This window comes from Sulfitobacter sp. 1A15258, from assembly GCF_043557045.1.
Classification (GTDB): domain Bacteria; phylum Pseudomonadota; class Alphaproteobacteria; order Rhodobacterales; family Rhodobacteraceae; genus Sulfitobacter; species Sulfitobacter faviae.
Genome location: NZ_JBIFFK010000004.1, coordinates 39,967 through 59,490 on the forward strand (window position 1 = coordinate 39,967; position 19,524 = coordinate 59,490).

At 63.2% G+C, this 19,524-nt stretch carries 21 protein-coding genes; 11 read left to right on the plus strand and 10 right to left on the minus strand.

From position 1 onward, the window contains the following. The first annotated feature begins 54 nt into the window (after nt 1–54). The 11 genes from rplQ to ACGYK9_RS09845 all read left to right on the plus strand — a co-directional run bounded on the left by rplQ (nt 55) and on the right by ACGYK9_RS09845 (nt 10,840). Nucleotides 55–471, plus strand: a complete 417-nt coding sequence (rplQ, locus tag ACGYK9_RS09795; RefSeq protein ID WP_271688296.1) for a 50S ribosomal protein L17 — start codon at nt 55–57, stop codon at nt 469–471. Between the two features lie 117 nt (nt 472–588). Further along, nucleotides 589–1,962: a trypsin-like peptidase domain-containing protein gene (locus ACGYK9_RS09800; RefSeq protein WP_394410752.1), complete on the plus strand. Its 1,374-nt coding sequence runs from the start codon at nt 589–591 to the stop codon at nt 1,960–1,962. Nucleotide 1,963: 1 nt separating this feature from the next. After that, the gene (locus ACGYK9_RS09805) at nt 1,964–3,271 is read left to right on the plus strand and encodes a replication-associated recombination protein A (protein ID WP_394410749.1); all 1,308 of its coding nucleotides are present in this window, start codon (nt 1,964–1,966) and stop codon (nt 3,269–3,271) included. A gap of 31 nt (nt 3,272–3,302) precedes the next feature. Further along, nucleotides 3,303–3,656 carry a CrcB family protein gene (locus ACGYK9_RS09810; protein ID WP_271688293.1) on the plus strand — a complete coding sequence of 118 codons (354 nt, stop codon included), beginning with the start codon at nt 3,303–3,305 and terminating at the stop codon, nt 3,654–3,656. Beyond that, complete coding sequence (locus ACGYK9_RS09815; RefSeq protein ID WP_394410746.1) at nt 3,653–4,699, plus strand: RluA family pseudouridine synthase; 1,047 nt, start codon at nt 3,653–3,655, stop codon at nt 4,697–4,699. Before ACGYK9_RS09810 ends, ACGYK9_RS09815 begins: the two co-directional genes overlap by 4 nt. Next, complete coding sequence (locus ACGYK9_RS09820) at nt 4,696–5,379, plus strand: HAD-IA family hydrolase (RefSeq protein ID WP_394410743.1); 684 nt, start codon at nt 4,696–4,698, stop codon at nt 5,377–5,379. The genes ACGYK9_RS09815 and ACGYK9_RS09820 overlap by 4 nt, the downstream gene beginning before the upstream one ends. Next, nucleotides 5,376–6,089, plus strand: coding sequence for an ATP12 family chaperone protein (locus ACGYK9_RS09825; RefSeq protein WP_394410741.1), 714 nt, complete (start codon nt 5,376–5,378; stop codon nt 6,087–6,089). Before ACGYK9_RS09820 ends, ACGYK9_RS09825 begins: the two co-directional genes overlap by 4 nt. 193 nt (nt 6,090–6,282) lie before the next feature. Next, nucleotides 6,283–7,299: an amino acid ABC transporter substrate-binding protein gene (locus ACGYK9_RS09830; protein WP_209218372.1), complete on the plus strand. Its 1,017-nt coding sequence runs from the start codon at nt 6,283–6,285 to the stop codon at nt 7,297–7,299. Nucleotides 7,300–7,541: 242 nt separating this feature from the next. Further along, a complete protein-coding gene (locus tag ACGYK9_RS09835; RefSeq protein WP_067263100.1) occupies nt 7,542–8,756 on the plus strand; it encodes an amino acid ABC transporter permease in 1,215 nt (404 codons plus the stop codon). Nucleotides 8,757–8,759: 3 nt separating this feature from the next. Continuing rightward, the gene (locus tag ACGYK9_RS09840; protein WP_394410738.1) at nt 8,760–10,058 is read left to right on the plus strand and encodes an amino acid ABC transporter permease; all 1,299 of its coding nucleotides are present in this window, start codon (nt 8,760–8,762) and stop codon (nt 10,056–10,058) included. Between the two features lie 14 nt (nt 10,059–10,072). Then, on the plus strand, nt 10,073–10,840 hold the full coding sequence (locus ACGYK9_RS09845) for an amino acid ABC transporter ATP-binding protein (RefSeq protein ID WP_067263096.1): 768 nt from the start codon (nt 10,073–10,075) through the stop codon (nt 10,838–10,840). Between the two features lie 62 nt (nt 10,841–10,902). Here ACGYK9_RS09845 and ACGYK9_RS09850 read toward each other — a convergent pair whose 3' ends face one another. From ACGYK9_RS09850 to rpmH, 10 genes are all read right to left on the minus strand, one after another. After that, nucleotides 10,903–11,397 carry a SixA phosphatase family protein gene (locus ACGYK9_RS09850; RefSeq protein ID WP_394410735.1) on the minus strand — a complete coding sequence of 165 codons (495 nt, stop codon included), beginning with the start codon at nt 11,395–11,397 and terminating at the stop codon, nt 10,903–10,905. Between the two features lie 66 nt (nt 11,398–11,463). Further along, nucleotides 11,464–12,327, minus strand: coding sequence for an acetylglutamate kinase (argB, locus tag ACGYK9_RS09855; RefSeq protein WP_394410732.1), 864 nt, complete (start codon nt 12,325–12,327; stop codon nt 11,464–11,466). Nucleotides 12,328–12,364: 37 nt separating this feature from the next. Then, nucleotides 12,365–13,015 carry a ribosome biogenesis GTP-binding protein YihA/YsxC gene (gene yihA / locus ACGYK9_RS09860; RefSeq protein ID WP_394410729.1) on the minus strand — a complete coding sequence of 217 codons (651 nt, stop codon included), beginning with the start codon at nt 13,013–13,015 and terminating at the stop codon, nt 12,365–12,367. Beyond that, on the minus strand, nt 13,015–13,752 hold the full coding sequence (locus ACGYK9_RS09865; protein WP_394410726.1) for an MOSC domain-containing protein: 738 nt from the start codon (nt 13,750–13,752) through the stop codon (nt 13,015–13,017). The genes yihA and ACGYK9_RS09865 overlap by 1 nt, the downstream gene beginning before the upstream one ends. Then, nucleotides 13,752–15,623 (minus strand): membrane protein insertase YidC, encoded by a 1,872-nt coding sequence (yidC, locus tag ACGYK9_RS09870; RefSeq protein ID WP_394422501.1) that lies wholly within the window; start codon nt 15,621–15,623, stop codon nt 13,752–13,754. The genes ACGYK9_RS09865 and yidC overlap by 1 nt, the downstream gene beginning before the upstream one ends. Nucleotides 15,624–15,924: 301 nt before the next feature. After that, nucleotides 15,925–17,466: a putative bifunctional diguanylate cyclase/phosphodiesterase gene (locus ACGYK9_RS09875; RefSeq protein ID WP_394410721.1), complete on the minus strand. Its 1,542-nt coding sequence runs from the start codon at nt 17,464–17,466 to the stop codon at nt 15,925–15,927. Nucleotides 17,467–17,573: 107 nt separating this feature from the next. After that, a complete protein-coding gene (gene ttcA, locus ACGYK9_RS09880) occupies nt 17,574–18,443 on the minus strand; it encodes a tRNA 2-thiocytidine(32) synthetase TtcA (protein ID WP_067267458.1) in 870 nt (289 codons plus the stop codon). A gap of 66 nt (nt 18,444–18,509) precedes the next feature. Next, entirely contained in the window at nt 18,510–18,731 is a 222-nt protein-coding gene (yidD, locus tag ACGYK9_RS09885) for a membrane protein insertion efficiency factor YidD (RefSeq protein ID WP_394410718.1), read from the minus strand. Further along, nucleotides 18,728–19,150 carry a ribonuclease P protein component gene (gene rnpA, locus ACGYK9_RS09890; protein WP_394410715.1) on the minus strand — a complete coding sequence of 141 codons (423 nt, stop codon included), beginning with the start codon at nt 19,148–19,150 and terminating at the stop codon, nt 18,728–18,730. The genes yidD and rnpA overlap by 4 nt, the downstream gene beginning before the upstream one ends. Before the next feature lie 26 nt (nt 19,151–19,176). Then, nucleotides 19,177–19,311, minus strand: coding sequence for a 50S ribosomal protein L34 (gene rpmH / locus ACGYK9_RS09895; protein ID WP_007118882.1), 135 nt, complete (start codon nt 19,309–19,311; stop codon nt 19,177–19,179). Nucleotides 19,312–19,524 lie beyond the last annotated feature (213 nt).

Consider the following 19,524-nt stretch of genomic DNA (forward strand, 5'->3'; position numbering starts at 1 on the left):
CGGGCCAGACAAAGCAAAACCGCCCGTAGAGGGCATCACGATTGGAGTAAGACTATGCGTCACGCACGTGGATACCGCCGCCTGAACCGTACACATGAACACCGCAAGGCGCTGTTTTCGAACATGGCAGGCTCGCTCATCGAGCATGAGCAAATCAAAACAACCTTGCCGAAAGCCAAGGAACTGAAGCCGATCATCGAGAAGATGATCACGCTCGCCAAGCGCGGCGACCTGCACGCCCGTCGGCAGGCCGCGTCGAAGCTGAAGGAAGACCAGTATGTCGCCAAGCTGTTCGACGTGCTGGGCCCGCGCTACAAGGACCGCCAGGGCGGCTACGTCCGCGTCCTGAAGGCCGGCTTCCGCTATGGTGACATGGCGCCGATGGCGATCATCGAATTCGTCGACCGCGACCGCGACGCCAAAGGCGCCGCAGACAAAGCGCGTCTGGCCGAGGAAGACGCGGCGGAATAAGATCCCCGCCATCGTTATTCGGAAGGCCCCGCCACTCGGCGGGGCTTTTTCTTTTCCGGGCCCTCGCGCGGAGAAATCGCAGTTGCACCGGGACGGGACCCTGCGCATATCTGGGGTATGAGATACCTCCTGCTGATCCTGATGTTGCTCGCCGCCCCCCTGGCGGCGCAGCAGGTGCCAAGCTCGGCCGCGCAGATGCAGTTGAGTTTCGTGCCGCTGGTCAAAGAGGCCGCGCCGGCGGTCGTGAACATCTACGCCCGCACCATCACCGAAGCGCGCCGCACGCCGCTGCAGGCCGACCCTTTCTTCGAAAGGTTCTTTCGCGATCCTTTTTCCGAGCGGCCCCGAGTGCAGAACTCGCTTGGTTCCGGCGTGATCCTCTCGGAAGATGGGATCGTGGTGTCGAACTACCACGTCGTCGGTACCGCGACGGACATTCGCGTCGTGCTGAACGATCGTCGCGAATACAGCGCGCGGGTGCTTCTGGGCGATGCCGACAGCGATCTGGCGATCCTCAAACTCGGCGGGGCCGATGGGCTGCCCTTCCTCGACCTGCGTGACAGCGACGGGGTCGAGGTGGGGGAGCTTGTGCTGGCCATCGGCAATCCCTTCGGTGTGGGACAGACCGTTTCGAGCGGGATCGTTTCGGGGCTGGCACGTTCGGGCACGGCGGGCGGCGGCGGGCAGGGCTATTTCATCCAGACCGACGCGCCGATCAATCCCGGCAATTCCGGCGGGGCGCTGATCGATATGGGCGGGCGTCTGATCGGGGTGAATACCTCGATCCTCACCCGCTCGGGCGGCAGCAACGGCATCGGTTTTGCCATTCCCGCCGATCTGGTGGCCGCCTTCGTCGCACAGGCCCGCGCCGGGGAGACCGCTTTCCAGCGCCCCTGGGCGGGGCTTTCGGGCCAGCCGGTCGATGCCGACATGGCGGGGCCCTTGGGGCTGGACCGTCCGGGCGGGATCATCGTTTCCGGGCTGCATCCCGCCAGCCCCTTCAACGGCGCGGGGCTGATGGTTGGCGACGTGATCGTCAGCGTCGACGACCAGCCGGTGAACACGCCCGCCGAGATGATCTACCGCATGTCGGTGGCAGGTCTGGGCCATTCCGCGCGCGTGGGCGTCATGCGCGAGGGGCGGCTGCAGGAGGTGACCGTGGCCCTGATCGCAGCGCCCGACGTGCCGGACCGGGCCGAGGTCACCTTGGGCGCGCGCAGCCTGCTGCCGGGGTTGAAAGCGGCGCGGATCAACCCGGCGGTCATTGCCGAGATGAACTTGCCCTTGGAAAGCGCGGGCGTCGTAGTGCTCGACGCCGGGCGTTTCGGCCCGCGCGTGGGGCTCAGCGATGGCGACGTGATCATTTCAGTCAACGGCGTGGCGGTTGAAGATACCGCCGCCCTCGTGGCGCTGCTTTCGGGGCAGGTGCGTCGCATCCAGATGGTGATACAACGCGGTGACCGGCGCATGGCGCTGCGGTTCAGGGGGTAGCGTGGCGGATTTGTTCGGAGACACGGAAAAGGCGGAAGAGAGCGGCCACCGCCCCTTGGCCGACCGGCTGCGGCCGAAATCGCTTGGCGAGGTGATCGGGCAGGAAAAGGTGCTCGGCCCCGATGCGCCGCTGTCGGTGATGTTGGCCGCCGGGGCGCTGTCTTCGCTGATCTTCTGGGGGCCGCCCGGCGTGGGCAAGACCACGATCGCACGGCTCTTGGCGGATGAGACCGATCTTCATTTCGTGCAGATCAGCGCAATTTTTTCGGGCGTGCCGGAACTGCGCAAGGTTTTTGACGCGGCCAAGATGCGCCGCCGTCAGGGGCAGGGAACGCTGCTCTTCGTCGACGAAATCCACCGTTTCAACAAGGCACAGCAGGACGGTTTCCTGCCGCATATGGAGGATGGCACCATCCTTCTGGTCGGCGCTACCACGGAGAATCCGAGTTTCGAGCTCAACGCCGCTGTGCTCAGCCGCGCGCAGGTGCTGGTGCTGGAGCGCCTGCCGCATGACGATCTGGAACGCTTGGCGCAGCGGGCCGAACAGGAGCTGGGCAAGCCCCTGCCGCTGCAAGCCGAGGCGCGCGAGGCGCTGCTGGAAATGGCCGATGGTGACGGGCGGGCGCTGCTCAATCTGATCGAGCAGGTGACCGCGTGGAAGGACGACGCGCCGCTCGACAAGGCGGGCCTGTCGAAACGCCTCATGCGCCGCGCGGCGCAATACGACAAGTCGGGGGATTCGCATTACAACCTCATTTCGGCCCTGCATAAATCCATGCGCGGCTCGGACCCGGACGCGGCGCTCTACTGGTTGGGGCGGATGCTGGAGGGTGGCGAGGACCCGCGCTACCTGATGCGGCGGATCACCCGCATGGCGGTGGAGGACGTCGGCCTTGCCGATCCGCAGGCGCAGGCCTTCTGCCTGCAGGCATGGGAGACCTACGAGCGGCTCGGCAGCCCCGAGGGGGAGTTGGCCATCGCGCAGGCGCTGACCTACATCTGCCTCGCGCCGAAATCCAACGCCGTCTACAAGGCCTACAAGGGCGCGCGCCGTCTGGCGCGCAGCACCGGGTCGGAACCGCCGCCGAAACATATTCTGAACGCGCCCACCAAGCTGATGAAGGAACAGGGCTACGGTTCGGGCTATGCCTATGACCACGACGCCGAGGACGGGTTCTCGGGCCAGAACTACTTCCCCGACGCGATGGAGCGCCCCAGCCTCTACGAGCCGGTCGAGCGCGGTTTCGAGCGGGAGTTGAAAAAGCGGCAGGATTACTTCGCCGGGCTGCGCGCCAAGCGGAAAACTTGACTCCGGGCCGCGCAGGCGCGATGGGGTGTCGATGATGAAAACACTGATCATGGTGGCGCTCGGCGGCGCTCTGGGGGCCTGTCTGCGCTACCTTGTCGGTCTGGCCGTGGGCTTCCCGTTGGGCACGCTTGCGGTGAATGTCGCGGGCTCGCTCGCCATCGGGGTGGTCTGGGTCACGTTCGCCGACAAGGCGCTGCTGCTGCCCTTCCTGATGACCGGGCTTCTGGGCGGTTTCACGACCTTTTCGGCGTTTTCACTCGACACGTTGCGCCTGCTTGAGGCAGGCCGCGCCGCTGTCGCATTTTCATATGTGGGGGCCTCGGTGATCTTGTCGCTGGCCGCCTGTTTGCTGGGCCTCTGGTTGGCCCGAGAGGTATTGGCATGAGCCGCGTACAGACAATGACCGTCGCCGAGGGCGATGGCGACCAGCGGCTTGACCGCTGGTTCAAGCGGATGTTTCCGCAGATCAATCAGGGCCTCATCGAGAAGATGTGCCGCAAGGGCGAGATCCGTGTCGATGGGGGCCGGGTCAAGGCCAACACGCGGCTCGAGGCGGGCCAGCAGGTGCGCGTGCCGCCGCTGCCCGATGCCGCGCCGCCCCCGCCGCCCAAGCGGACCCGGATTACCGAGGCGGATGCCAAGATGATCCGCAACTGCGTGATCTACCGCGACGACCATGTCATCGCGCTGAACAAGCCCGCCGGACTGGCGGTGCAGGGCGGCTCAGGTCAGGCCGACCGCCATGTCGATGCGCTGTCCGAGGCGCTGATCTTCGACGCCGAGGAAAAGCCGCGCCTCGTGCACCGGCTCGACCGCGATACCTCGGGCGTGCTGCTCTTGGCGCGGACCCGCGCGGCGGCCAAGGCGCTCACAGCGGCGATGCGGCACCGCGAGACGCGCAAGATCTACTGGGCCATCGTCGCGGGCGTACCGACCCCGTACTTGGGCGAGATCAAGTATGGTCTGGTCAAGGCCGGCGGCCATGGTCGCAAGGGCGAGGGCGAAAAGATGATCGCCGTGCACCCGCACGACATGGACGATACGCCGGGCGCGAAACGCGCGCATACGCTTTATGCAACGCTGTTCCGCGTCGGCTCGCGCGCGTCTTGGGTGGCGATGGAGCCGGTCACGGGCCGCACCCACCAGCTGCGGGCGCATATGGCCGAGATTGGGCATCCGATCGTTGGCGACGGCAAATACGGCGGTTCGGGGCAGGAGAACCTTGGCGACGGCTGGGGCGCGCAACTGGGCGGGATCATCTCGAAGAAGCTGCATCTGCACGCGCGGATGATGCGTTTCGAACATCCGCACACGCGCAAGGTGGTGACGATCACCGCTGAACTGCCCGACCATATGGCGCATAGCTGGGACACCTTCGGTTGGACCGAGGATCTCGCCGAAGAAGACCCTTTCGAGTCGCTGCAATGAGCAAACCGCTCCGTTTGGTGATTTTTGACGTCGACGGCACGTTGGTCGACAGCCAGGGCGATATCGTCGCGGCGATGACGGCGGCCTTTGCGGCTGTGGAGGCACCCGCACCGACGCGGGCCGAGATCCTGTCGATCGTCGGCCTATCGCTGGATGTGGCGATGACGGTGCTGGCCCCCACGCGCCTGGCGGGGGACCATCTTGCGATGGTTGAAGCTTATAAGGCTGCCTATATGACGCTGCGGGCCGAGGCGGGGGTGGCGCAATCCTCGGCGCTTTACCCCGGCGCGGTTGAGACGTTGCGGCGTCTTCACGCAGAGCCGGAGGTGCTGTTGGGCGTCGCCACGGGCAAGTCGAAACGCGGGTTGGATAAGCTGATCGCCGGTCACGGGCTGGAGGGGCTTTTCATCACGCAGCAGGTGGCGGATTTTCATCCCTCCAAGCCGCATCCGTCGATGATCCATCAGGCGATGGCCGATGCCGGGGTGGGGCCTGAGGCCACGGTGATGATCGGCGACACCTCTTTCGACATGGACATGGCCGCCGCTGCCGGGGTGACCGGGATCGGCGTCAAATGGGGCTATCACGGCCCGGAACGGCTGGCCGCCGCCGCGCATCTGGTCGAGGATTTCGCGGCGCTGCCCGCCCTGCTGGAACAAATCTGGAGCATTCCCGCATGAGTGACTGGAAAGCCAAACGCTTTTGGAAAGACGCCGCTGTGGTCGGGGTCGAAGACGGTTTCACCGTCGAGTTGGACGGCCGCCGGGTGAAAACCCCGGCCAAGCGCCCCTTGACCCTGCCGACCCGCGCCATGGCCGAGGCGGTGGCCGCCGAATGGCAGGCGCAGGAGAAGCAGATCGACCCGCGTACCATGCCGGTGACCAAGACCGCCAATGCCGCGATCGACAAGGTCGCGGTGCAAAAGGCCGAGGTCGTCGAGATGCTCGCGGCCTATGGCGACAGCGATCTTCTGTGCTACCGCGCCGACAGCCCCGAAGGTCTGGTCGCCCGGCAAGCGTCTGAGTGGGATCCGATGCTGGATTGGGCGGCGCAAACCCTTGGCGTGCGGTTGGAGACGCGGGAGGGCATCATGCATGAGCCGCAAGCGCCCGAAGCCCTGGCCGAGTTGCACCGGCGGACGGCGGCGCTCGATCCCTTTGAACTGGCGGCTTTTCATGACCTTGTGAGCCTCACCGGCTCGCTGATCCTTGGCTTTGCCGCGCTCAAACAGGCCTTTGACCCCGAGGAGATTTGGGCCCTATCGCGGCTGGATGAGACATGGCAGGCCGAGCAGTGGGGACGTGATGACGTGGCCGAGCAAGAGGCCGAAATCAAGCGGCAGGCGTTTTTACATGCATGTGCAATAATAGTGCTTTGCAAAGCTGCTTAACTTGATAAAAGCTTTGCGACGCGATGTGAAAACCCGCCCTGATTTTGCCCATCGCGCCCTTGACCTTCAAACCTGAATCCGCCCACACTGCTTTTCATTGAGCAGGGGAAACCCTGCACAAGATCGCTTTCGGCGTCATCTGGCGTCGGATTAACCGCCAGTGAACGTGGCGGACTATCAGGAAGAGGTAAAAATGAAAAAAACCGTAATTTTTGGCGCGCTGACCGTTGCTGGCCTTGCGGCCGGCGCTGCTGGTGCCGCCACGCTTGATGACGTCAAGGCCCGTGGCAAGCTGAACTGTGGCGTGACCACCGGCCTTGCTGGCTTTGCCGCGCCGAACGCCAACGGCGAATGGGAAGGTTTCGACGTGGCCGTTTGCCGTGCCGTTGCCGCCGCCGTTCTGGGCGACAAGAACGCCGTGGAATTCGTGCCGACAACCGGCAAAACCCGCTTCACCGCGCTGGCCTCGGGCGAGATCGACTTCCTCGCACGGAACACCACATGGACCTTCAGCCGTGACACCGACCTGAAGTTCGACTTCATCGGCGTGAACTACTACGACGGTCAGGGCTTCATGGTCCCGAAGGCGCTCGGCGTTTCCTCGGCCAAGGATCTGGACGGCGCGACCGTCTGCATCCAGACCGGCACCACCACCGAGCTGAACCTCGCGGACTTCTTCCGCAAGAACAACATCAGCTACGAGCCCGTCCCGGTTGAAACCAACGCCGAAGGCCAGCAGCAGTACCTTGCTGGTGCCTGCGACACCTACACCACCGACGCCTCCGGCCTTGCCGCGACACGCGCGACCTTCGAAAACCCCGATGAGCACGTGCTGCTGCCCGAGATCATCTCGAAAGAGCCGCTGGGCCCGCTGGTCCGTCACGGCGACAACGACTGGGGCGACATCACCCGCTGGGTGCTGAACGCGCTGATCGCTGCCGAAGAGCTGGGCATCACCTCGGCCAACATCGAAGAGATGACCGGCAACACCAACAACCCCGAAGTCGCCCGCCTGCTGGGCACCGAGGGCACCTTGGGTGAGATGATCGGTCTCGACGCCGACTGGGCCAAGCGCGCCATCATGGCCGAAGGCAACTACGGTGAGATCTTTGCCAAGAACATCGGCGAAGAGACCCCGATCGGTCTGGCACGCGGGCTGAATGCCCAGTGGACAGACGGTGGCCTGCTCTACGCACCGCCCTTCCGCTAAATAGCGAAGCGAGGGGCGCGGGAATTCCTGCGCCCCTTGCGCCTCTGGCCGGTGGGGCTGCCTGCCTCTGGCCAACAAAAGCTCCCTACTGACAAGAAGAACGGTCAAAAAACGACTGACGAAACCCCAACGAGACAATAAAAACCCACGATCGAGATAAATCGATCTACGACCAAAAATGATTCGGCCAAGGTGCGCCAAATGCACCGATAAAAAACAAGCCGGAACACAGGGATACATACATGACGACATTCTCCGACCCTCCCAAGGCGTCGTTCCGGCCATCTATGCTGTTGAGCGACACCCGCTATCGGTCGATCACCTTTCAGGTGATCGCGCTGGCGCTGCTGGTCACGGCGATCTGGTATCTGGGATCGAACCTTGCCGCGAACCTGCGCGCCGCCGGTTTGAACATCTCTTTCCAGTTCCTCGGCAATCCGGCGGGCTATGACATCAACCAGACGCTGATCCCCTATACCAGCCAATCGTCGAACCTTCAGGCGGCTTGGGTCGGGATCATCAACACGCTGCTGGTGTCCTTCCTTGCCTGCGTCACGGCCACGATCTTTGGCGTCATCGCCGGGGTTCTGCGCCTGTCGAACAACTGGCTCGTGCGCAAGCTGATGGCCGGCTACGTCGAGATTTTCCGCAACATCCCGGTGCTGATCTGGATCCTGATCATCTACACCATCATGACCGCCGCGATGCCCGCGCCTTCGGCCTTCCGCGGTGACGATCCGGCCTCGACCATGATGCTGGGCTCTTTCGCCTTTACCAACAGGGGCGTCTATATTCCCGGGCCGGTCTGGGGGCCGGGGTCGATGATCGTGGTGGCGACCTTTGTCGCCTCGGTGATCGGCGTCTTTGCCTACCGCCGCTATGCGACCAAGCTGCTTTATGACACCGGTCGCCTGCTGCCGATGCTCTGGCCCTCGGTCGCGATCCTGTTGCTGCCGACGATCATCATGTTCTTCATCATGGGCATGCCGATCGGGCTCGACTACCCCGCGCTGAAGGGCTTCAACTTCCGCGGCGGCATCCAGATCGGTGCGCCGCTGATCGCGCTGTGGTTCGCCCTGTCGATCTACACCGGTGCCTTCATTGCCGAGAACGTCCGCGCCGGCATTCAGGCGGTCAGCAAGGGCCAGTCCGAAGCCGCCGCAGCCTTGGGTCTCCGGTCGGGCCGGATCATGAACCTTGTGGTGCTGCCGCAGGCGCTGCGCGTCATCATCCCGCCGCTTATTTCGAACTACCTCAACATCACCAAGAACTCCTCGCTGGCGATCCTCGTGGGCTATGCCGACATCACCGCGACGCTGGGCGGGATCACCCTGAACCAGACCGGGCGGGCGATCGAATGCGTGGTTCTTCTGATGCTCTTCTACCTCGTCATCTCGCTGGGCATCTCCATGGTGATGAACGTCTACAACAACGCCACGAAGCTGAAGGAGCGTTAAGCCATGTCAGACACACATGCTGAATCCATCGCCTTCGTGCGTGAAACCTCGCTGCCGCCTGCGGCCCCGCCGGATAAGGTCGGCGGCCCGCTGAAATGGGTGAAGGACAACCTTTTCCCGACATGGGCGAATGCGATCCTGACGATTGTAGCGCTCTATTTCCTCTATCTTCTGGTCTCGGGCTCTCTGCCCTGGCTGTTGAACGGCGTCTGGTCCGCGAGCAGCCTGTCGGAATGTCGCGAGATTTTGGACGGCGCGACCGGGGCCTGTTTCTCGGTGCTGAGCGAGCGTTGGCATCAACTGCTTTTCGGCTTCAAATATCCCAGCGACCAATACTGGCGTCCCACCCTCGCGCTGGTGCTGCTGTTCCTTGCCGCCGCACCCGTGCTCTTCATCGACCTGCCGCGCAAGCTGCTGCTTTTCACCGGCGTTTACCCGTTCCTTGCCTTCTGGCTGATCTGGGGCGGGCCAATCTGGGGGCCGATCTTCGCGCTTTTGGGCGTCATGGCGGGCTATGTCGTCTATAGCCGTCTGGTGCAGAAGAGCTTTGCCATGGCGCTGGCCGGCGGCGTCGTCGCTGCGGTGATCGTCTGGTATGTCGGTGGCTTCATTGGGGAGGCGCTGCGCCCCGCATCGCCGCTGCTGCAAGCGATCCCCAGCCGTGACCTTGGTGGCTTCATGCTCAACATGATGCTGGGCATCACCTGCGTGTCGCTGTCGCTGCCCATCGGCATTGCGCTGGCGCTTGGCCGGCAGTCTCACCTGCCGATCGTCAAGGGCATCTGCGTGGTCTTCATCGAGTTCGTCCGCGGCGTGCCGCTGATCACGCTGCTGTTCGTGGCGAACGTGATGCTGGCCTATTTCTTCCCGCCGGGCTCGGGTGTGGACCTCTTTATCCGCGTGGTGATCATGATCACCATGTTCTCCTCGGCCTATATCGCCGAGGTGATCCGGGGTGGCCTCGCCGCGCTGCCGAAGGGCCAGTACGAGGCCGCCGACAGCCTTGGCCTCGACTACCCGCAGGCCATGCGGCTGATCATCCTGCCGCAGGCGCTGAAAATCTCGATCCCGGGCATCGTCAACATCGCGGTGGGCCTGTTCAAGGACACCACGCTGGTCTCGGTGATCTCGCTGTTCGACATCATCGGCATGATCCGCGGACCGATCCTCGCCTCGACCGACTGGAACGGCGTTTATTGGGAGCTTTTCCTCTTTGCTTCCGTGCTGTTCTTCATCGTCTGCTACGGCATTTCTCAATACTCGCAGTGGCTGGAACGCCGTCTTGCGACTGACCATCGTTAAGGGAGGGTTCTCGCATGGCTGAGACCGCACAAATGAAAGTATCCGACGAAGTCGCGATCCGCATCGACAACATGAACAAGTGGTACGGGGCCTTCCACGTGCTGCGCGACATCAACCTGACCGTGCACCGGGGCGAGCGGATCGTGATCTGCGGGCCATCGGGCTCGGGCAAGTCGACGCTGATCCGCTGCATCAACGCACTGGAAGAGCATCAGAAGGGCACCATTGAGGTCGACGGCACGCTGCTAAGCTCGGACCTCAAGAACATCGACAAGATCCGCTCAGAGGTCGGCATGTGCTTCCAGCACTTCAACCTCTTCCCGCATCTGACGATCCTTGAGAACTGCACGCTGGCGCCGATCTGGGTCCGCAAGACGCCCAAGAAGGAAGCCGAAGAAACGGCGATGCATTTCCTTGAAAAGGTGAAAATCCCCGATCAGGCCAATAAGTATCCCGGCCAGCTTTCGGGCGGTCAGCAGCAGCGTGTGGCAATTGCCCGTTCGCTCTGCATGCGCCCGCGGGTCATGCTGTTCGATGAGCCGACATCGGCCCTCGACCCCGAGATGATCAAAGAGGTGCTCGACACGATGATCGAGCTTGCCGAAGAGGGCATGACCATGCTCTGCGTGACCCATGAGATGGGCTTTGCCCGTCAGGTGGCGAACCGCGTGATATTCATGGACGAAGGCCAGATTGTTGAGCAGAACGAGCCTGAGGCTTTCTTCAACAACCCGCAAAGCCCGCGCACGCAGCTGTTCCTGAGCCAGATCCTCGGGCACTGAACCGGGAAAATCGGACCAAGGTAAAACCTGCGCCCCGGCCATTTGGTCGGGGCGTTTGCGTTTCAAACCAGTTGTTTGGGGACGGTGAAGGCGTGCAGCACTCCGCTGCTGGGGGCCACCTCGGCCCAGCATCCAACCGCGAAATCCAACACCGTCGTCGCGCCCGAGGGGTAGCGATCAAAGGCTTCCTGTTCGGGCGGCTGCTGCAATAGCCCTGCGGCGGCAGCGGCGATGCCGGGGTTATGCGCCACCAGCAGCAGGGTGTTGCCCGTGCCGCGCTGGCGCAGGCTGGTGATGATCTGATCAGGCTCGGCGAGGTAGAGTTCGCGCAGGTACTCCACCTGACAGCCCTCAGGAAGCGCCAAACGGGCGCAGGTTTCGCGGGTGCGGGCCGCCGTTGAGCAGAGCACCGCATCAGGCAGCAGCGCTTCTGCGCGCAGCCAGTTGCCAAGGGCTTGGGCCGCCCCGCGCCCGCGGGCGTTCAGGGGGCGGTCGTGGTCGCTGGTTCCATGGGACCAGTCCGATTTCGCGTGTCGCATCAGGATCAGGCGGCGCATGTCGTTCCTTTCACTGCTCGACCCATCATAGGCGCGAAGCAGGGGCAGGGGGCAAGCGCTTTGGGCCTAGCCCTTGCGAATGATGCTGCCCGCGCCGTGTTCGGTGAAAAGCTCCAACAGGCAGGCATTGGGCGCGCGCCCGTCGAGGATGACCGCCGCCCGCACACCGCCTTCGAGCGCGTCCAGCGCGGTTTGCACCTTGGGAATCATCCCGCCCGCAATGGTGCCATCGGCGATCATCTCGTTGATCTGGCTCGCTGTGAGGTCGGTGACAACTTCGCCCTTGCCGTCCTTGACGCCCGCCACATCCGTCAGCAGCAGCAAGCGGTCGGCCTCCAGCGCGCCCGCGATGGCGCCAGCGGCGGTGTCGCCGTTGATGTTATAGGTCTCCCCCCCGTGGCCCATGCCGAGCGGCGCGATGACGGGAATGATGCCCTTGTCGGCAAAGTCCCGCAGGATGCGCGGGTTGACCTGTGTCGGGTTGCCCACGAGGCCCAGAGCGGGGTCTTCGGGGTCGCAAACGATCAACCCGCTGTCCTTGCCCGAGACACCGACCGCGCGGCCACCTTGCTCTGAAATCGCCTGCACGATCCGCGCGTTGACGAGGCCCGAGAGCACCATCTCAACCACTTCCATGGTCGCGGCATCGGTCACCCGTTTGCCGTTCACGAATTCGGATTTGATGTTCAGCCGCGCCAGCATGTCGTTGATCATCGGGCCGCCGCCATGGACGATCACCGGGTTCACCCCCACCTGCCGCATCAGCGCGACATCGCGGGCGAATTCGTCCATCGCTTCGTTGCTGCCCATAGCATGGCCGCCCAGTTTGATGACCACGGTGGCATCGGCGTAGCGTTGCAAAAAGGGCAGAGCTTGGCTGAGGGTTTGGGCGGTGGCGATCCAGTCGCGGTTCATGTCTTGCGTTCTCATCTGTTGACCCATGGGAAGCCGATAGCGGCGGGAGGTGCTATACCAGCGTGGCGATGATGGCACGCAGCGTAGGGATGCCCCAGCCCTTTTCCGAAGATGTCACGACAATCTCCGGGTAGGCGGCGGGGTGTTTGCTCAGCGCGTCCTTCACCTGCGTCAGGATCTTCTCACGCTCGGTCTCTTTGACCTTGTCGGCTTTGGTCAGCACGACCTGAAAGGTCACGGCGGAACTGTCGAGCAGAGACATGATCTCATTGTCGACCTTCTTCACACCATGGCGCGCGTCGATCAGCACGAAAGCGCGGCGCAGGGTCTGGCGGCCCGAAAGGTATTGTTTCAGCAGGCGCTGCCATTTCTCGACCACCGGTAGCGGCGCATTGGCATAGCCATAGCCCGGCAGGTCGACGAGGTAGTGCTCTTCCCCGGCGGTAAAAAAGTTAATCTCTTGCGTCCGGCCCGGCGTGTTCGACGCCCGCGCCAGCGCTTTCATCCCGGTCAGCGCGTTGATCAGCGTCGATTTCCCGACGTTGGAGCGCCCGGCAAAGCAGACCTCCATCCGGTCGGGGGGCGGCAGCCCATCCATCGCCACCACGCCTTTGACGAATGTCGTCTCCCCGGCGAAAAGCATCCGGCCCTTCTCGGCGCTTGGGGCGTCCGGCTCTTCGGCGATGGTATAGTTCACTTGCATCAGATCAGCTCCAGTTCGTCGCCCACGGCGATCTCTCCGCCCTTGGTGACGGTCAGGGTAACACCGAAATCCCGGTGACCCAATTGGTCGAGTGCGGCGAGCGTGTCCACGTCGCGCGCGCCGGTGTCGGTGTTTACGGTGGTGGCAAGGCAGCGGGTGATGCGTTTGGATACATGCAGCCGTGCTTCGCCGATTTTCAAGTCACGCCCCAGCCAATCAAACTCGGCCCAAGGGGCGGCGCCGTCAAACCAGATGTTGCCGCGCCAGCGGGCGGTTTGCAGCGGGGCAGCTGCCAATTCTTCGACCGCGCGATGGGAGGTGAGGCTGTTGAGCGAGAGCGTCGGCTCTGCGCTATCGGTATAGCCGCGGCCATCAAGGCGGAGGATATCCACCGGGGCAGCGCGGCCTTCGGCCACCAGCGGGCGCACCCAGTCGAGGAAGGCAGCCTGTTCGCGATCCGGGTGAAAGGTGATTTCGCCGCGCGTCGGGTGGCGCAGAGTGAGCATCTCAGTGGTCTCATCCAGCTTGGCCGTGATCGCCTGCAACTGCGGCGAAGAGGCCCCCCGGGTGAAATTCAAACACCGCGCCCAGTCTCCCGGCGCGGCTTTGGAGGCGTCATGGGCCACGGCCCAGAGCCGGTCGTAGGGCATGGATTGCCCGGCGCGCAGGGTCACACGCTCAACCGTCTCGCGGCCATGGGCCTTGAGCGGATGCCGGTTGAGCGCGGTGACCTGCATCACTTTTTCGACTTGCCCGATTTGGGCTTGGCATCCGCATTGGCGGCAGCGCTCTTGGGCGTGCGTTTGAAGCCGCCTTTGATGTTGCCCCAAAGGTCAGGTTTGTAACCCTGGCTGCGCATGATCAAATATTGCTGGGTGAAGGTGATCGTGTTGTTGGCGATCCAGTACACCACCAAGCCGCTCGCGAAACCGCCCAGCATGAACATGAAGACCCAAGGCATCCATGCAAAGATCATCTGCTGTGTCGGGTCGGTGGGCGCCGGGTTCAGCTTTTGCTGCAAGAACATGGAGATACCCAAGAGCAGCGGCAAGATACCGATGAAGATCAGCGCCAGCATCGAACCAGGCTCAGGCGCCGCATAGGGCAGCAGGCCCCAGAGGTTCATGATCGAGGTCGGATCGGGTGCGCTGAGGTCTTGGAACGGGCCAAAGAAGGGCGCGTGGCGCAATTCGATCGTGACGAAAATCACCTTGTAGAGCGAGAAGAAGATCGGGATTTGCAGCAGGATCGGCAGGCAGCCCGCAGCAGGGTTCACCTTGTTCTTCTTGTAGAGCTCCATCATGCCCTGTTGCATCTTCTGACGATCGTCGCCCGCTTCTTTCTTCAGCTTTTCCATCTCGGGCTGAAGCTCTTTCATCCGCGCCATGGAGACGTAGGATTTGTACGCCAGCGGGAAGAGGACCGCCTTGATCAGCAGCGTCAGGCCGATGATCGCGACACCCATGTTGCCGATAAGCTTGTTCAGCTCATGCAGCAGCCAGAAGATCGGCTTGGTCAGGAAGAAGAACCAGCCCCAGTCGATGCTGTCGATGAATTTGGCAACACCGGAGGATTGGTAATCCTGAAGGGTTTCCCATTCCTTGGCACCGGCGAAAAACTTGCTGGAGGTGCTCACGCTTTCGCCTGCCGCGACCGAGCGGGTGGGCTGGCGGGTGAAGGCGCGGTAGGTGTCCGCGCGCGGATCATAGGTGAGCGCCTGTTCAAAGGTTTCGCCCGCGTCGGGGATCAGTACCGCCTGCCAATAGTGATCGGTAAAGCCGACCCAGCCCTCGGTGACGCCTTCGGTGACCACGGCGGGGCGGCCCCAGGTGCTGTTCACATCGGCATCGGCGATATCGTCCCAATCGACTTCGGCAAGCTCACCATTGGCCATGGCCACGGCGCCTTCATGCAGGATGAAGAAGCTTTTCAGGTCTTCGGGCAGCCCGTGCTGCGCGATCATGCCGAAGGGGGCGAGGTTCACCGCGCCTTCGCCGTTGTTGGTCACGCTCTGGGTGATGTCGAACATATATTGGTCATCGACCGAGATGGTGCGGGTAAAGACCTGCCCGGCGCCATTGTCCCAAGTGAGTGTCACGGGGCTGTCGACGTCTAGCGTTTCGCCCTCGCTCAGGGTCCAAAGCGTGTCGACACCCGGCACGGCATCGGGGGCGAGGCCCGAACCGGCGGCCCAACCGTGCAGCGCATAGTAAGCATCGCTCGACCCTTCGGGGGAGAGCAGGGTCACGATTTCGGCATCCGCGTCGAGCGTGGTTTGGTAATCGTTCAGTTTCAGATCGTCGATCCGACCGCCCATGAGCGAGATGGAGCCGCTGACCTTGTCGGTCGCGATTGCCACGCGGGGCGCTGCTGCCAGTGCCGCGCGGCGGCCTTCGGGGGCGGCGCCTTCGCCATCTTCCGTGCCGGGCGCGGCCGCGGTATCGGCGGTGGAGGCGGGAACCGAAGTGCCTTCGACAGTATCGCTGATCTCACTGCCGGGTTCCAATGCCGGGTCGGCTTCGGGGGGCGGGAACAGGAGGAACCACACGAGGATGACGGCAAAGCTGAGCGCCGTGGCAAGGATGAGATTCTTGTTCTGTTCGTCCATGGGGACCGCCACCTGATGTCTTTGAATATCACGGGGGTTCAACAGAGTGCGGGGCCAAAGGTCAAGTGGAATCGGGCGGGATGAAGGGGGATGCAGGGTGGTTTTGGTCCATCTGGCATGGGTTTTGCGGAGTTTCGCCGGGGGCGGTTGCGGGGGAGCGGCGGCCCCGGCATTGAGCGAGGCGGGCGCGAAGGGTGTGACCGTACTTCGGGGTGGAGGGTGTTCTCCTCTGCCTCAGCCCCTTCGGCCGTCGCGACCACCGTCGCTTAATGCCCCGGGCCGGTGCTAAGCACAGAGCCCGCTAGGTGGCACGCCCATTCATGATGCGCGGCACGTCTTGCAGTTTCGCGTTGTGGCGGGCGATCCAATCGAGTGTTTGCTCAAACGGCATGGGGCGGGCGATGCCGAATCCCTGCACATGGTCGCAGCCGAGTTGGGCGAGCAAGACATGCTCCCCCACTGTTTCCACCCCTTCGGCGAGGGTCTCAATGCCCAGTCGTTCGGCCATGGTGAGAATGGCGCTGATCATGCGCTGTTGGTCGGGGTCGCGGTCGGCTTTCATGACGAAAGAGCGGTCAATCTTGATCCGGCTGACGGAAAAGCGGCGGATGGATGCGATGGAGGCATGGCCCGTGCCGAAGTCGTCAAGATCGATGCGGCATCCGAGCTTGCGCAGGGCGTTGATATTGCGGGTGATCACATCGTCGGCGGTTGAGGCGACGACGGTTTCCAGCACTTCGATGGCGAGCCGGTCGGGGGACAGGTCGAACCGGTCCAACTCCCAAGTGATTTTGTCGATGAGCCGGGGGTTGGCAAGTTCACCCCCGGCGAAGTTCACCCCGATCTGCGGCACCACGGTGCCGGACCCATCCCAGGCTTTGAGGGCGGCGAAGGCGTGGTACATCATGACTTCGGCCAAACGCTCCAACAGGCCGGCCTCTTCGACGGCGGGCAGGAAATCCGATGGGGGGATCATGCCCTGTACCGGATGGTTCCAGCGCGCCAAGGCTTCAAAACCGGTGATCTGGCCTGTGTCGGTTGAGATTTGCGGCTGGAACCATGGTTGAATTTGGCCGCTGTCCAAAGCCTGCGCGACCTCTTCGCACAGTTCGGCGCGGCTTTCGGTTTCCCGGCGCATCTGGTCGGAAAAGGCGCGAATGGAGGAGGGGCCACGCCGCTGCGCACTGCGCAGGGCGGTGGCAGCGGCGGCAAGCCATGCGGCGGCATCCCCGCCCGGGGTGCGGGTGTTAAGGCAAAAGCCGACGGAGGCCGCGAGGTAGATAGTAACCCCATCGACGAAAAACGGGTCTTCCAAAGCGGATTGTAGCCGCCCGGCCAGTTGAATGCAGAGTTCAAGGTCAAGCTGCCGTACCGGGGCCGTGCAAACGGCGAACCGCGCCTCTCCCATCTTGCCGATGAGATCATCGTCGCGCAGGGCGCCCTGCAATCGTTCGCCGCTTTGCCGCAGGACCGTGTCGGCGGCGGTCTGACCGTGGCGTTCGGTGATTTGGTCAAGCCCTTCGAGCGCAATGAAACATGTGGCCGACAAACGCCCCCGAGATTGGGCGGTTTGAAAAACTTGTTCTGTCAGCTCCTCAAAAGCGCTGCGTTGTAGGATGCCGCCGGGCGCGTCTTGGGGTGCCTGAGAATCACCGCCAAAGCGCTGCCCCGCAAGGAAAAGAAGCGGCAGCGCGGCGGAGGCGGCGATCAGGGCCATTTCGCCGCCGATCCAAAAGGCCAGCAACGTCAGCGCGGGGAGGAAGGCCAAAGCGGCCTGACCGCTGAGCAAAGCGGCGAACGACTGCCGCAGCTGCGTGAGCCCGGAAAGCCGGTGAGTTGCCATCGCGATATCCCTTCCCAATACGCGCAATGCCTGCGCTGACGGGGAAGGGATATCGCCTTTAGGGTGTGCTGTGGGTTAACAGAACCCGCTTTTTTGCGGATTATTATCTAAAATTGTTCTTGCTCCGTACCCTCAACGTTCCGCATGAGCCCGGCGAAGTCGAAAAGCTTGGGATCCAGCAGATGCGAGGGGCGGGCGTTCATCAGCGCGCGGAACATGACTTGGCGACGACCGGGGCTATTGGCCTCCCACCCGTCGAGAATCGCCTTTACCTGTTGGCGCTGAAGCCCGTCCTGCGAGCCGCAGAGATCGCAGGGAATGATCGGGTAGTTCATCGCCGTGGCAAAACGCTCGCAATCGCTTTCCGCGACATGGGCGAGGGGGCGGTAGACGAAAAGATCGCCTTCCTCGTTAACCAATTTGGGCGGCATGGTCGCCAGTCGCCCGCCGTGGAAAAGGTTCATGAAAAAGGTTTCGAGGATGTCATCCCGGTGATGCCCCAGCACCACGGCAGAGCAGCCCTCCTCCCGCGCGATCCGGTAGAGATTGCCCCGACGCAGGCGGGAGCAAAGCGCGCAGAAGGTGCGCCCGGCGGGGACCTTGTCCATCACGATCGAATAGGTGTCTTGATATTCGATGCGATGCGGTACACCCATCTTTTCAAGGAATTCCGGCAGCACGGTCGCCGGGAAATTTGGCTGCCCCTGATCGAGATTGCAGGCCAAAAGCTCGACCGGCAGCAGGCCGCGCCATTGCAGCTCGTGCAGAACCGCCAGCAGGGTATAGCTGTCCTTGCCGCCTGACAGGCAGACCAGCCATTTCGGCTTGGGTGCGCCTTGGGCGGTCGGCTCAACCATGCCGTATTGATCAATCGCCTCGCGGGTCATGCGTACGATGCGTTTGCGCAGTTTCTTGAACTCGGTGCTTTGCGGTGCACCGGCAAAGAGGGGGTGAATCTCGTCGGTTTCGTCCAGCATCGTCGGTCTCTCACTATCAGCTTGGCTTCACCTAGGGCATTTTGCCCCTTTGCCGCAAGCTCGGTGCTAATCGGGAACGTTGTCGATCCCGCTTTGCCCCCAAGGGTGGCAGCGCGCGATCCGGCGGGCGGCCAGCCATCCGCCGCGCAGCCCGCCGTGTTTTTGCAAGGCTTCCAGCGCATAGGCGCTGCAGGTGGGCTGATAGCGGCAGTTATGCCCGACCCATGGGCTGAAGATCAGCTGATAGCCGCGCACCGGCAGGGCAAGAAGCGCGGCCAGGGGAGTCATTTTCGGGCCCCATGCAGAATATCCAGCGCGCGGGCCAGATCGGCGAGCAATTGATCAAAGGGCAGGGCGGCTGTCGCTTCGCGCCGCCCGACAAAGACATAGTCCATGCCCGCGCGCCCGGCCTGCGGCAGGGTGAGCCGCGCGATCTCGCGCAGGCGGCGCTTGGCGCGGTTGCGGGCCACGGCATTGCCGACCTTCTTGGAACAGGTGAATCCCACGCGAATGGGCGCCGCGCTGGGCTCATCCTCCCGGCGGGGTCGCATTTGTAGAATGAAGCCGGGGGTGGCCACGCGTTTGGCGCGGCTGGCACGTTGGAAATCCGCCCGTTTGGTCAGGGTCTCCAGACGCAGAGAAACCGCCGGGGCAGGGTTCCCCTTCGTGGCGCAAGTGCCATTCAAGGGTGCCTCCGGCGGTGTCATATTCTGGTTCCGAAGATCGAGGGCGCTTATGCGCTCAGCGATTTCCGGCCCTGTGCGCGGCGTGCATTGATGATCTTACGGCCGGCTTTGGTGGCCATGCGCGCGCGGAAACCATGGCGCCGCTTGCGCACGAGGTTCGAGGGTTGAAAGGTGCGTTTCATCGCTCCGTCTCCATCTAAAGCTGGCTGGGCACGGAATCACTTGAAGGTTCCACCGCGGCCAGCGTCAATTCAAGCCCGTCCTCTAATGCGGCGGGACGCGCAAGTCAAACCCCCTGATAGGGAAAAACCGCGCTTTGCAACAAAATGCCGGTTTGCGGGGCCGGAATTGTTTCAGTTCACCCCGTAACTTTGCAAAATCGCCCTTTCCCGCAC